The sequence below is a fragment of the Paenibacillus sp. 2TAB23 genome (assembly GCF_052115165.1).
In the GTDB taxonomy this organism is placed as follows: Bacteria; Bacillota; Bacilli; order Paenibacillales; family Paenibacillaceae; genus Pristimantibacillus.
In genome coordinates, this window is sequence record NZ_JBFRGD010000018.1 from 116,389 (window position 1) to 130,189 (window position 13,801).

Below are 13,801 nucleotides of genomic sequence, written 5' to 3' on the forward strand. Positions count from 1 at the left end.
TTCGTACGCGGTAGCAGTACAATAGAAAGTGATTGCGCCTGACCGCCTTCATATAGGCAAAGCGCGCAACTAATAATAGCTTGGGGGATATCGAACATGACTTATTTAGCGGCTAATAATCGGTATGAGAGCATGAAGTATAATCGCGTTGGGCGAAGCGGCTTGAAGCTGCCAGCCATATCCTTAGGCCTTTGGCATAATTTCGGCGGCGTAGACCGCATCGAGAATGGACGGGCCATGGTGCGCCGTGCGTTCGACCTCGGCATTACTCATTTCGATCTTGCAAATAACTACGGACCGCCGCCAGGCTCAGCGGAGGAGATGTTCGGCCAAATTCTGAAGCAGGACTTGGCTGCGTACCGTGATGAGCTTATTATTTCAACGAAAGCGGGCTATTATATGTGGGAAGGCCCATATGGAGAGTGGGGCTCCCGCAAGTATTTGGTCTCCAGCCTGGACCAGAGCCTGAAGCGAATGAACCTGGATTACGTAGATATTTTCTACCATCACCGTCCAGACCCGGATACGCCGCTTGAGGAAACGATGGGGGCGCTTGATCACCTGGTTCGCAGCGGAAAGGCGCTTTATGTCGGCGTTTCGAATTATAGCGCAGAGCAGACGGCTCAAGCTGCCGCTATATTGAAGCAGCTGGGCACGCCGTTTCTTATTCACCAGCCATCCTATTCCATGTTCAATCGATGGATCGAGAATGGGCTGCAGGATGTTTTGGATCAAGAAGGCGTAGGCTCTATCGTATTTTCCCCTCTTGCCGGAGGCTTGCTGACCAACCGATATTTGAACGGGGTTCCAGCCGACTCACGTGCGGGCGGACCGAGCGTGTTTCTTAAGGCGGATCATATTACGGATGGGAAGCTGGACAAAATCAAACAGCTTAACGAGCTAGCCGCGGAACGGGGACAATCGCTTGCCCAGATGTCCTTAGCGTGGGTGCTGCGGGGCGGGCGAGTAACGTCGGCGTTGATCGGCGCAAGCCGGGTCGAGCAAATCGACGACAATGTGGCGGCACTCAGCCGTCTTGATTTCAGCGACGGAGAGCTTGGCCGCATCGAAACGATCCTTGCGGCTGAATAGCAGCAGCGGTATTTTGAAGCCATATTAACAACCAGCTGGAGCAATCATTCCGCTATAACGCGGCATGATTGCTCCAGCTTTTTTTTACTCCCATGATCAGTTAAAAGAGGTATAATAGTGTCAAAGTTCGACAACAGCGGGAATACGAAAAGCGGAAGGGGAAACCGGCTTGAAAAAGATGTCGTTGCGGACCAAAGGCTTAATTTTAATCGTGCTTATTTCTTTGTTCCCGCTATTGCTTGCCGGCGTCGGCAACTATTCCGTAGTGAAGAAAGCGATGCTGCAATCGGAGATCGAGAAGACCGGCAGCAGGCAGGATAACCGCGCCAATGATTTGGCAGCATGGATGGCAATCCGCAAGGCAGAGGTTGTCGTCATGAGCCGCACTGAGGTGGTCAGGTTCGGCACGGATGAGGAACGCCTTCATTATTTCGGGAGGGAGCTCGTACGGGGCGGATTTATTTATCATTCGATCGGCTATATAGACGAGAATGGCTTGGCTTTGCGAACGGACGGAACTCGCAGAGATATGAGCGGGGAGAGCTTTTTTCAACAGGCAGCTGCTGGGAAAGTGGTCATTACGGATCCGTTCACACCGTCATTCTCGAATACGAAGCAGTCTCTCATTCTAGTACCCGTCTATGGAGCTACGAATGAGCTTAAGGGTATCGTATATGCTTCTATCGTCTTTTCGACTCTGCGTCCATTCATAGAGTTCGCGGACGACAATTCTGTCATCCGTTTGTTCAATGACGCCGGAGGGCTTATCTATAGCTCTGAATCTGAACTGCTCACTCCTACCAGCTTGTTCGACAAGGAGTCGCCATTGCTTCCTATCGCAGATGATATGCTTTCCTCTTATCAGGGCGTCTCCAATATAAACATAGAAGGCGTGCCGTATGCCGTCTTTTATACGAAGGTTACCGAGACGCCTTGGCGTTTCGCGCTCCAGGAGCCGGAGTCCAAGCTTCAGGAAAATATAAGGCCGATATTCTGGCGCATTTTCAGTATGATTGCGATTGCTGAGGCCATTATTGCCGTCTTTTTCTTTCTTTATTTCGAACGTATCGTTAAACGGCTGGAGCGGATTCTGGGTGTGACAGAGCAGGCTGCCGCGGGCATATTCGAGGCAGAGCATCTGGAGGTCGAACCTCATGACGAGATTGGCCAGCTCGGCCATTCCGTCAATGGCATGATGGAGCATCTGCAGGAGATGTTTGACCGGCTTGAGGCGATCATTAATCAGAATCAGTATGCATTTATCGTGCTCGATGACAACTATAAGGTAACCTATCTTAACAAAACGGCGGAAGAGATGCTGGGCTATAAGACAGAGGAGCTGGCAGGCGTCGCAACACCGCTGATGTTCATGGATCTGGACGAAATTCGCTTGGAGGCTGAGAAGCTGACGATCAGTCTCGGGCGTGAGGTGCAGCCGGGACTCGAGGTATTCAAGGAGCTGCGCAGCGAGAGCTTCTCGTACGAGCGGGAATGGACCTTTATTCACAAAGACGGGACGCGCATTCCGACATTACATAGCTCGAACGGTCTCCGTGACCGCAATGGCCGCTTCTCAGGCGTCGTCGGCATGGTGCTCGATATTTCGGATCGCAAGCATGTAGAGAAGGCACGCAACCGGCTGCTTAATATCGTAGAGTCGGCAAAGGATTTGATTGCCTCGGTAAGCTCAGACGGCAAGCTCGTTTATATGAACCGCGCCGGCCGAGAGATGCTGGGCTTGGTGAGTACGGGGAACAACGTGCACTCCGTCAAGCAGCATTCTGAGCCGGAAATGTACGCGGAGCTCGTGAAGGGCGCGTCTTTAGCGCGCCAATACGGTTATTGGGAGAGCGGTGCTCAGCTTCTGAAGAGCAATGGCGAGCCCATTCATGTATCGATGGTCGTTGTAGCGCATAATGACGAAGATACGGGTGAGATCTTCTTCTCCTGTATCGCAAGGGATATTTCGGAGCAGAAAATGGTGCAGGAGGAGCTCATCCGCGCGACGCTCGAAGCAGAGGAAGCGAATCAGGCGAAGAGCCGATTCCTCGCCCTGATGAGCCACGAGATCCGTACGCCGCTTAATGGCATTACCGGCCTGACGCAGCTTATGCGGAAAACGGGGCTTTCCGCTTCGCAGAAAGACTATATGGACAAGATGCACACCTCCTCCGAGACACTGCTGCGGCTTATTAACGATATTTTGGATTTCTCCAAAATCGAGGCGGGCAAGGTTGATATCGAGAGGCTGCCATTCCAGCCCGATGAGATGATGAACCGTATCACGGATCAGCTTAGCGTGTTTATGGGCGGCAAGGAGCAATTTGAGTTCATCATTGAGACGCCGGAGGAATTGCCGCAGACGATTATTGGCGATGCTATGCGCCTGGAACAGGTGCTCCTAAATGTTTGCATGAACGCGATTAAGTTCACGAACCGGGGAAGGGTGAGGCTGCAGCTGGAGCTGGTTCATGAAACGGATAGCGTGATAAGCCTGCGCTTCACGATCTCGGATACGGGAATCGGGATGAGCCAGCAGCAGGTCGAGAAGCTCTTCAAGCCGTTCACTCAGGCTGATGGTTCCACTACAAGGAAGTTCGGCGGCACCGGACTAGGGCTAGTCATATCCAAATCCTTGGTAGAGCTCATGGGTGGCAAGCTGGAGGTGACCAGTGAAGCATTCGTGGGAAGCCAGTTTTATTTCACGCTGCCGTTCACCGTTGCGCATAATTATGCGGGGCAGCGCTGGCGGGCTCGCGAGGACATGTTGGAGCAGCCGATATGGATTGTTGAGGATGATGATGAGATGCGCGGGCATTGGGGCGATATGATCGAGACCTATGGCTTGACCCCGATTCTGTTTCATTCTTGGAAAATAGCGAGGGACCGCTTGCGCCGAATTGGTGCGGGAGCGCTGCCGAAGCTGATCGTGCTCGATATGGAGATGCCGGATATGTACGGTGCAGAAACCTGGCTGGAATTCCATCGGGATGCTGAGCTTGCGGGCGTCAAGACGATTGCAATGACAACCTCTTACGGCCGTGATGAGATGATGCAGCTCTCGGCGGAGCAACGGCCTGTCACGCTGCTGATTAAGCCGATTATGAGATCAGCAATGCTGCGGGCAATCGAGAGCGTGCTGGAGCAGAAGGTCACTGCCGCAGGCAGTGAGGAACGCGAGGCTCCGGCAGCTCCAGCACAGCTGAATACCGTAAATACCCGAATATTGCTTGCTGAGGATAATAAGATTAACCAGCTTGTCGCTATCGAAATCCTAAAGGAGCAGGGCTATGAGGTAGGGTTGGCGGAGAATGGCGAAGAGGTGCTCCAAAAGCTCGTTGAAGAGCATTGGGATCTCATTCTGATGGATATCCATATGCCGATCATGGATGGTTCGGAGGCGGTTCGTTTAATTAGAGCCCAAGCGGAATATGATGATATTCCGATCATTGCGGTAACGGCAAATGTCCTTCGCAATGATCACGAGCGTTACATGAAGCTGGGTATGAACGATGTTGTGACGAAGCCAATCTCCTCGGAGCGCTTGCATACGGTCATCTCCTATTGGCTTAAGGAGGGCTGCAAGCTGATTGGGACTCCTGCTGCAGCTGCAGCGCAAGAAGCGCAAGGAGAATCCAAACGTTACCGGGCGCCTGAAGAAGCCAGTGAAAGCCCTCTTCCTGCAATAGCGGGCATGGATATCGAGAGCGCGCTTGCAAGAGTGAACGGCAAGCTGCCAATCCTTCTCCATATGATGGATCAATTCGTTCTCGATTACGATTTCTTTGCCGATCAGCTTCGGATGATGGTCAAGCAATCGGAGCTGACCATAGTCAAAAGAATGGCCCATACACTTAAAGGGGCAGCCGGCTATCTATCAGCTTATGAATTGTTAGATGCGGCATGCGAGGTAGAGCGGATAGTGAAGCTTCCGGAATTGGAGACAGAGAGTCTTCAAGCGGCTATTTATCAGCTGGAAGTAGCGCTGAATCAGCTTTTAGCCGGCCTTCGACAAGCAAAAAAGGTTTTCGACACAAAATCCTAACAAATTTCTAACAAATTGTTGTCCCTTTATTGTCGGTATTGTATAGTAGAGATACAATAAATATTCGACAGAAATCTTCTATCCTCAAAAAGGGTGACGACAAATGTATAAAGTTCTAGTTATTGAAGATGACGTCATGATGAGTGATATGCTGTCTATGTATTTATCAGAAGAAGGATATTCCGTCATGCAAGCCTACAGGGCAGACGATGGACTGAGAATCGCGTCTGAGTTTGATCCTGATTTGGTATTGCTTGATTTAATCCTTCCCGATTTAGACGGTATGGAGGTTTGCTCACTCATTAGGAAACGTTCTAACGTACCGATAATGATTTTGTCGATGAAGAGTGAAGTGTCGGAGCGGGTTCAGGCCTTAAAGGCAGGTGCCGATGATTACATGTGTAAGCCATTCAGCATGCATGAGATGACGGCAAGGGTAGAAGCCCTTATTCGCCGTTCCAGCTCCATGCAGACAGAAACGACACAGCAGCAGGTTGCCGCCGCGGTGGAAGTAATCGATGACGGTGATCCGATCCAGCTTGATTTCGAAAGAAGGCTGCTGCTTGTACGAGGACAGCTGGTTGAAACTACTTTTTCGGAATATGAGCTAATGAAGCTGTTTCTCGCCTATCCAGGCAAAGTATTCAGCAGGGAAGAACTTATAAATACGATTCGCGGCTTTGATTCCTTTGTGACAGACCGTGCCATCGACGTACATATCGTTAATCTTCGGAAGAAGATCGAGCAGAATCCGAAGGAGCCGCGTCTTATTCGAACGGTTTGGGGATTTGGCTACAAGTATACGGCTCAGCATACAAGTATGAGCAAAGGCTAACGTTTCACCTTAAAGAACGACTTCGCGGCGGCGAATTCGTTCTTTTTTTGCGTTTACAGAGACAAATGAGTCGGCGGAGGCGGTCTATTGTACGTTCTCCTTCCCTAAATGTAAGGGGTATTGGAAATAATATTAAAATATCTAACAATCTTCTAAATCTCTCTCATTAATTTTTCTAATGGTTGTATGGGACAATAGTCTTAATTAAAGGATTGGGACGGTGGTCGAAAAAAATGGATGCGTTAACCGGTTTGCCTTGCCGCAAGGAAGCTTTTGCACAGCTCGAAGTGGCGGTAAATGTCGTACGTGCGGCAGGTAAGCGAATGGTGGTAGCGATGGTCGATGTAGATCGCTTCTATCGGGTGAATGAAACCAAAGGGACGGAATTCGGGAATCTATTACTTTGCAAGATAAGCGAGCGTTTGTCAGCGGCAAGAAGGGTTGCAACGAGTGTGAGCCGAGTAGGGGGAAATCGGTTTCTGGTCGCTATGCCGCTTGAGAATGATGACTGTCACAGCATTCAGGCTGTGGAGGCGCTCAAGAATGCGGTTGAACGGCCGATTGATATTGAGGGAACGGAGCTGTACTTGACCTCCAGCATCGGGGCGACGTTGTTTCCACAGGATGGACGGACTAGTGAACAGCTGATTTGCCGGGCGGAATCAGCTCTCTATCAATCCAAAGAGCGAGGCGGCAACCAAGCGAGGTTCTATAATACAGAGGATACGATTCAGTTGAATCGTCGTATCGTTATTGAGGCAGGCCTGCGGCCTGCCTTGAGTCTGCGACAATTTCGGCTAAGCTATCAGCCCGTATATCAGATGACGGACGGAAAACTGAGAGGTTTTGAAGCGTTGATTCGCTGGGAGCATCCAGAGCTTGGAGAGATATCTCCTACGGAATTTATCCCTATTGCGGAGCATAACGGGTTAGTTGTGCCGATTGGCGAGTGGGTGATTCGCGAATCTTGTAGAATGCTGGCAAGTATGAGCAAGTACGGCTTATGCAATTTGATTATGTCTATTAACGTATCCGCACAGCAGCTGCAGAGCAGCACATTCTCGCAAACGGTGCTGCATGCGCTGAAGGAGCATGGGATCGCACCTTCTTCTTTCGAGCTTGAAATCAAGGAAGACAAGATGATCTACAATTCGAATACGGCTGCAGCATCGCTTAGCTGGCTGCGGGCGGCTGGTGTTCGCGTCGTTTTGGATGATTTCGGCACGGGCTTCTCTTCCTTTGTAAATCTGAAGCATTTGCCGGTTCAATGCTTGAAGATTGACAAGTCATTCATTAAGAAAATGGATCTTCCGAGTGCAGAGGGAATTATCGTTGAAGGTATTATTACGCTTGCTCACAAACTGGGGCTAGAGGTAATCGCCGAGGGCGTGGAGTATAAGGAGCAATATGAGCTTCTAAGCGAGTGGGGATGCGACTATGTGCAAGGTTTTCTGCTTGGTAAGCCCAAAGAGCCGGATGTGCTCGATTTAACGATGATTCGCCGCTCAGAATACACAACTTCGTAACAGCCAAAGGGGAATGAAACCATGCTTCTATTAAACAAGCTGAAAAATCTAAGATCGATTAAGCCTACTATTCAGATAAAGCTCATGCTTTTATGTTTATCGCTCTTGCTTATTCCAAGTATTCTCGTTAGCGTGTTTAGCTATCAATCTGCAGTTGACGCGCTGAATACCGGCGGGCAGAAGCAGCTTAAGAATAGTGTAAGGAGCACGATCAGCTTAATTGCGCTGCTGGATACACAAGTGAAGACTGGAGCGGTTGACCGTAAGGCGGCAGAGGAATTCGTGAAAATCTCAATGCTTGGCGCGAAGGATGAGGCAGGCAAGCGTCCCATTAATAAAAGCATTGATCTAGGCGCAAACGGATATCCGTTTGCGTTCGACAGCGAGATGGTCGTCATTGCCCATCCTTCTTCCGAAGGCGGCAGTTTGGCCGGTATGGCAAACAGCGAGGGGGAGCTTGTCCTTGATAATGAGAAGGGAATCCCGGTTACGGATGCCTTTCTTGCAAAAGCGGAGGCAGGCGGCGGTTTCGTTTATTACGATTGGACACTTCCTGGTACGGAAGACGAAATCGCATCCAAAATTGTGTATATCGAGAAGGATCCGAATTGGGGCTGGAATGTAGCGGCGGGTACATATATGAACGATTTCAACCAAGGCGCTCAGCAAATCATTAAGGTTACGACCATTACGCTGCTCATTATGATCGTAATCGGAATTGCAGCGACGATTCTATTCACGGTACGCATGACGAAACCGATTAAGCAGGTGTCCGAGCTTGCCAAAGAGGTTGCGCAGGGCAATCTTCGCATCGACCCAATCGTATGCCATTATCGCGATGAGACAGGCATATTGGCTAACAGCTTTAATGAAATGGTCGTTCAGCTCAGAACGCTTGTCCATGAGGTTGGGCACAGCGTGGATCAGGTAGCTTCATCGTCTGAGGAGCTGATGGCAAGCGGAGAGCAGACCAGCCAAGCGAGTGAGCATATCGCATATACGATTCAGAAGGTCGCTGATGGGGCTGAGAAGCAGTCAACGAGCGCGGAACAGAGCTATCAGGTTATTCATGACATGTCAGCCAGCGTACAGCAAATCGCGGTGAGCACGGAGCAAGCCTCTCATGCGGCAAGAAGAACCTCTCTTCAAGCAACGGAAGGCAGCGACGCGCTTCAGCAGGCAGTTGTACAGATGGAATCGATTCAGCAATCGTTTGATGGATTGGCGGAGGCAGTGCGCGGTCTAGGCGTACGCTCTACAGAAATCGTGAAGATGGTTCAGGTCATCTCCGACATTTCCTCGCAGACGAATCTACTCGCATTGAATGCTTCAATTGAAGCAGCTAGAGCGGGAGAGCATGGCAAAGGCTTTGCGGTCGTAGCAGGAGAGGTGCGCAAGCTTGCAGAGCAGACGAAGGAATCCAGCGAGCATATTACGAGTATTGTAAAAGCTGTTGGCGCGGAGACGGAACGTGTAGTCGTAGCCATGAGTGATGCGGGAAGCGTCGTATCGAGCGGCATTCTAGCCGTAGAGGGCGCTGGCAGCATGTTCGGAACGATCCGCGACGAGGTCATCCAAGTGGCTCAGCAGATCGATGAAGTCTCCCAGGCGGCAAGCGGCATTGCAGCAGGCACGGAACGGGTCATGCTTACGATCAAAGAGGTTGTGGATGTTGCGATAGAAGGTGCTTCAGGTACGCAGACGGTAGCCGCTGCGGCGCAGCAGCAGACAGCTTCCATGGAGGAAATTGCAGCCTCCTCCGCGATGCTGGCCAACATGGCTGAGCGTCTGCAGAATGAGATTTCGAAGTTTAAAGTGTAAGAGAGATGAAGGACAATTGCCTTGCAGCTTATTGCTGCAGGGCATTTTTAAAATATAAGACTTATATGTTTCACGCGATAAAGCATTCTTCTATTTCTACGGAAACTGGTACTCTCCTCTTGCAGAGGACGGCGAAGCCGTCTTTTCTAGTGGATGAGATGCCGGAAAACATAAAAGACCTGAAGGAGCACATGTTGTGTGCCGTCAGGTCTTTTTTCTCGGGGGATTTAACATACTTCCAGATAAAGCTTTGTGCCGTCGTTATATTGGAAAATAGCCACATCGCGCACCATTTCTACGGACTTAATTCTTCTCCATTTTTTGCGGAAATCAAAATCCAATTCCAATTCGTGCAATTTATGATTAAGCAGTTCTAAGGATGCTGATTGTTCGTTAGGATAATATACAGGGACGGAACGACTTTTGAAGGTAACGATTTTCATCATTTCCTATTACACCTCCGATCGATTTCCCCCATTCTAACGTAAACCTTTTAGCCTCTTATGAAACGGTGGTCAGGATTTTGTTTATTTTACTTACACTTTTCTAATACTTTCGACAAATGTCGCGTTTTTTAGCTGGAATAGCTGCTGCGCTTCTTTTTGTAATAGCCATGACCGCTATGTGGACGGTTGTGCGGGCGATAATGCCCGTTATTATGGTCACTGCTGCTGTAATGACGACGACGGTGCTGCTTGCGACCCATGAGTGAATACAACAAACGTTTAAGCAAATGCCTTAACATAAAACAGACCTCCTAAATGAAATTGTCGAATGATGTAGACAAACGCGTTCGTCCGATCTTGAAACAAATATGCGGCCAAAGCGTACGATTTCTTATTCATAACCGTACGGATTTATTTTATCAAGGTTTCTTATTCACTGAACATGCGTAGGCAGTAGCTGCCTTGAATGACCATCAAGCGTTAGGGGAGAAGGATCATGCTTTCGTTTATTGCGGACCAATACAAGGAAATCATTAAAAATTGGCGGGACTATCCGCTTCGCACAGGCGTATTGTGGCTGAAAAGGTACCGGATCGAGCGTTTTATCGGAATGGGAAGCTATGGCCAAACTTATGCTTGCACGGATATTTTGCTCGGTGAGCGCGTTCTGTTGAAACGTAATCTCCCAAGTAAAAACCTGTTGAGCAAGGAACTGCTGGAGAGGGAAAGCCAGATTCTGAAGTTATTGAAGCATCCGCAAATTCCGCAATGGATTCGCTATGAGAAGCATGGCAGGGATGAAGCACTCATCATGGAACTTATTGAAGGCGCGAATGTGGAGCAGCTGATGGAGCAAGGCCGGACCTACTCGGTTCAGGAGGCGCTGCGTATTCTGCAGGAGCTTCTCCGCCCGCTGCAGTATTTGCATCAATTGGGCTATGTGCACTGCGACGTTCGCATACCGAATGCCGTTGACAATGGCCAGCGCCTGTATTTGATTGATTACGGCCTCTCGTGCCGCATTGGTGAACAGCTCCCGGAATCGCTGCGCTTGAGCTTAAAGGAGCCGCAGCTTCAAAACCAGATGAAGGAAACCGCTTCAGAATCGGGAAGCTGGCTCTACGCGAAGCAGCAGATGCGCCAGCCTGAGACAGCCAGCGATCTTTATGGTCTTGGGCATTTTTTTCTATTCATGATGTATGCCGGCTATGAATATGATGAAGGACAGGCGGAGCGAAGCTGGCAAGAGGAGCTGGAGCTTCCGCTTGCGGTACAGCAATTTGTATGCCGGCTTCTTCCATGCAGCGGAACAAGCTTCGTTACGGCCGAGCAATGCGATCAGGAGCTTAGAGAGCTGCTGGACGTACTTGAGCTGGAGAATGGATCAGATGCCTCATAGCACGCGCAGCATATCGATAAAGACCTGGTTGCTCGTTAGATGATAGATGATGGCAAGCACGGCAAGGTGTAGCGGGTAGAAGCTGCGCCAAACGAGACGCGGAACCTTTATTTTGTCCGCGCTGCGTATGAACCCAGGCCAATACACGATGAGAAAGGTAGCAAACAAGCTGAAGGCTTGAAGGAACCATCCTTTTATAAAAAAGCTTACCACGTTCAATGAGAAGTGAAACAAGGTAAACCATTGGATTTGAGCGTAACGGTAAATAAGCACGAGCAATACGATATATGCGCCATAGCTGAACGGGAAAAACTCCAGTATGACTGCAAAGCCAGCCGCAGCGATAACCTGCAGCACTTGTTTGCCTTTCCACTGATCCAGAAGCCGCAGGAGAAGGAGACATGCGAAAAGGGAGCCAACCGTATTGACCTCCAGCCGCTCAAAGGCGAACTGGTAAGGCAGCTGCGACAAAACGGCAATCCATGCGACTCTTCGTAAATAACGATTGACATCTCGGGTTCGGAAATAGCCAAGCACCATAGTGAAAGCATAAAATGGCAGCGCAAGTCTGCCGACCATTCGCCATGCAGAGCTTTCAGGAAACCATAATAGGCCGATATGATCAATAAGCATCGTCAGCATGGCCAGAAATTGCAATTAGGACACCTTCATTCTCTCTTATTTTTTCTAGTATAGCATACGAAATATGAGAGAATGGGAGCAGGAAGACCTCCGAGCCGCGATAGCGCGGATAAGGAGGTCTTCGTGGACGGGCTGCTTGGTCTAAAATGGAAAGTTCCAGCTGCAGGCACGGTTGCTAAAGACCGGCGTTCTTTTGCAAGCGGCGAGCAATCTGAATAAAGTCTTCCTGCGAGATACCGGGAGCAAACTCCTCCGGCACCTCGCTCAAATCAGGCATCGGCGCCCCTTGCGGTGCACCCTGAATAACCTCTAGCTGCGCGCCTGTAAGTGGATTCTGGCCATTCCAAATAAGAACAATGTCTTTATAGTCGTTTTGGCTAAACGTATACAGCTTGTTGCCGAGCCCCATTGCTTCATATTTGCGGGCAGCCTCGAACCGGTTATTGCTAAGGTCGGGGATGGGAATAAGATTCTTCACATCAACGCCAGTCGCAATTTCGAGTGCTTTGGCATAAGCCAGTACATGAACGCCGCCGCGGACAAGTAAATAACCGATCATTGCCCGAGCAGTCGGATGATCTGTCATTTCATACACGCGCATTTTATGCGTCCTCGCTCCGCATTCCAAGAAGAAATTATGCAGCAGGTCCAGTACAAGGTTGCCGCTGCTGAACACATTGTCACCGGTCCAAGCACGGCCCATTGAATCGCCTGGCAAGGAGGTTTGCGCCGTTTGAATGAAGAAATAGCTGTTGCGCTTGTTGACGCCTTCTTTAAGCGGTGCTGAGTTGGGATCGCCTGGGCTGGTCGTGCCTGTAAGCACCATATTAATAGCGGTCGATACCAGCTCCACATGCCCGAACTCCTCGGCAGTTATGCTTGATACAAGATCGTAGAATGGCTTAAGCTTTTTTTTCTCGCGAAAATTAAACGACTGGTACATGTAATTGTTCAACGTGGACATTTCGCCAAACTTTCCTCCGAGCAGCTCTTGTACCGCAGCAGCAGCGTTTGCATCCGCGTAAGGAGACGGAGGGAGCTCTACCTGAAGCTTGTTTATTCGTTCAATCACGGGTTGTTCACCTCATTTCAGTGACGATTCGATCTAAACCAATGTATGACCGATTGTGCAACCATATACCGAATTTGTCGCAAGGGACAATCTATTGTCGAACGCTGCTCCGCCTAGGTGTTCAGCAGCGTAATAACGAGCAGCTCATACAATACGAGCGGCAGCACCGCATTGTATGGATTCATGAAGGCGCGCGGATTGTGCATGGTACATTGCAAATACAAGATGCAGTGGTCCATATGCATCAGCATGCCTTCGTAAATATGCCCATCTACTGTCTGTACGCGAACATGCTTATGCATATGGCCGCCGCACATGCCCATTACGCGATCCCTTACCTGCATGACCATCTCCGTATGCTGAGGCTCTGCTTGATAAAGAATGGGAGCGTTGTTCTCCATGCTGCCCATATGTCCCGTGTGGGGCATGTTCCCCATATACCCCATGCTCGGCATAGTGCCCGCGCCGCCAACATTTTGCATTTTGTTCATACTTGGCATGCTGCCCGCGCCGCCGACATTCTGCATTTTGTTCATATTCGGCATGCTGCCAGCTCCGCCGACATTAGGCATGCTGTTCATATTCGGCATACTGCCTGCGCCGCCGACATTAGGCATGCTGTTCATATTCGGCATGCTGCCCGCTCCGCCGACATTCTGCATGCTGTTCATATTCGGCATGCTGCCAGCTCCGCCGACATTAGGCATGCTCCCTACATGGCCCATATTTCCGATGTTGCCCATATTCATCATATTTTCCGCCAAGCCAATGACCTCCATTCGAATGGTATCTCATATAGGTATGCGGAAGAATTACGGGTCATACAACAATTGCGAGAAAGGAATCAAGCGCTTGTCAGGTAGCACTCGTCCATACCAATCTCTCAAATTTGCATAGAATAGAGTAAGTTCGAGAGGGAGGGG

At 49.9% G+C, this 13,801-nt stretch carries 11 protein-coding genes; 6 read left to right on the top strand and 5 right to left on the bottom strand.

The window, feature by feature from the left end; translation table 11 throughout:
- Positions 1–96: 96 nt before the first annotated feature.
- The 5 genes from mgrA to AB4Z29_RS23015 all read left to right on the top strand — a co-directional run bounded on the left by mgrA (position 97) and on the right by AB4Z29_RS23015 (position 9,319).
- A complete protein-coding gene (gene mgrA, locus AB4Z29_RS22995; protein ID WP_441945317.1) occupies positions 97–1,092 on the top strand; it encodes an L-glyceraldehyde 3-phosphate reductase in 996 nt (331 codons plus the stop codon).
- A gap of 178 nt (positions 1,093–1,270) precedes the next feature.
- Entirely contained in the window at positions 1,271–5,137 is a 3,867-nt protein-coding gene (locus tag AB4Z29_RS23000; RefSeq protein ID WP_441945362.1) for a response regulator, read from the top strand.
- Positions 5,138–5,240: 103 nt separating this feature from the next.
- Positions 5,241–5,972, top strand: coding sequence for a response regulator transcription factor (locus AB4Z29_RS23005; protein WP_183564712.1), 732 nt, complete (start codon positions 5,241–5,243; stop codon positions 5,970–5,972).
- Between the two features lie 233 nt (positions 5,973–6,205).
- Positions 6,206–7,498 carry a putative bifunctional diguanylate cyclase/phosphodiesterase gene (locus AB4Z29_RS23010; RefSeq protein WP_441945318.1) on the top strand — a complete coding sequence of 431 codons (1,293 nt, stop codon included), beginning with the start codon at positions 6,206–6,208 and terminating at the stop codon, positions 7,496–7,498.
- Between the two features lie 21 nt (positions 7,499–7,519).
- The gene (locus tag AB4Z29_RS23015; RefSeq protein WP_441945319.1) at positions 7,520–9,319 is read left to right on the top strand and encodes a methyl-accepting chemotaxis protein; all 1,800 of its coding nucleotides are present in this window, start codon (positions 7,520–7,522) and stop codon (positions 9,317–9,319) included.
- Between the two features lie 227 nt (positions 9,320–9,546).
- Here the strand turns inward: AB4Z29_RS23015 and AB4Z29_RS23020 are convergent, their stop codons facing one another.
- Positions 9,547–9,765, bottom strand: a complete 219-nt coding sequence (locus AB4Z29_RS23020) for a hypothetical protein (protein ID WP_441945320.1) — start codon at positions 9,763–9,765, stop codon at positions 9,547–9,549.
- A gap of 128 nt (positions 9,766–9,893) precedes the next feature.
- Positions 9,894–10,064 (bottom strand): hypothetical protein, encoded by a 171-nt coding sequence (locus AB4Z29_RS23025; RefSeq protein WP_183564722.1) that lies wholly within the window; start codon positions 10,062–10,064, stop codon positions 9,894–9,896.
- 197 nt (positions 10,065–10,261) lie between these two features.
- Between AB4Z29_RS23025 and AB4Z29_RS23030 the strand changes: the two genes are divergently transcribed.
- Positions 10,262–11,164, top strand: coding sequence for a serine/threonine protein kinase (locus tag AB4Z29_RS23030; protein WP_441945321.1), 903 nt, complete (start codon positions 10,262–10,264; stop codon positions 11,162–11,164).
- Here AB4Z29_RS23030 and AB4Z29_RS23035 read toward each other — a convergent pair.
- The 3 genes from AB4Z29_RS23035 to AB4Z29_RS23045 all read right to left on the bottom strand — a co-directional run bounded on the left by AB4Z29_RS23035 (position 11,159) and on the right by AB4Z29_RS23045 (position 13,642).
- Positions 11,159–11,821: a TraX family protein gene (locus tag AB4Z29_RS23035; RefSeq protein ID WP_441945322.1), complete on the bottom strand. Its 663-nt coding sequence runs from the start codon at positions 11,819–11,821 to the stop codon at positions 11,159–11,161. The genes AB4Z29_RS23030 and AB4Z29_RS23035 overlap by 6 nt on opposite strands.
- 160 nt (positions 11,822–11,981) lie before the next feature.
- Entirely contained in the window at positions 11,982–12,878 is an 897-nt protein-coding gene (locus AB4Z29_RS23040) for a manganese catalase family protein (protein ID WP_441945323.1), read from the bottom strand.
- A gap of 113 nt (positions 12,879–12,991) precedes the next feature.
- Complete coding sequence (locus AB4Z29_RS23045; RefSeq protein WP_441945324.1) at positions 12,992–13,642, bottom strand: hypothetical protein; 651 nt, start codon at positions 13,640–13,642, stop codon at positions 12,992–12,994.
- Positions 13,643–13,801: the final 159 nt, after the last annotated feature.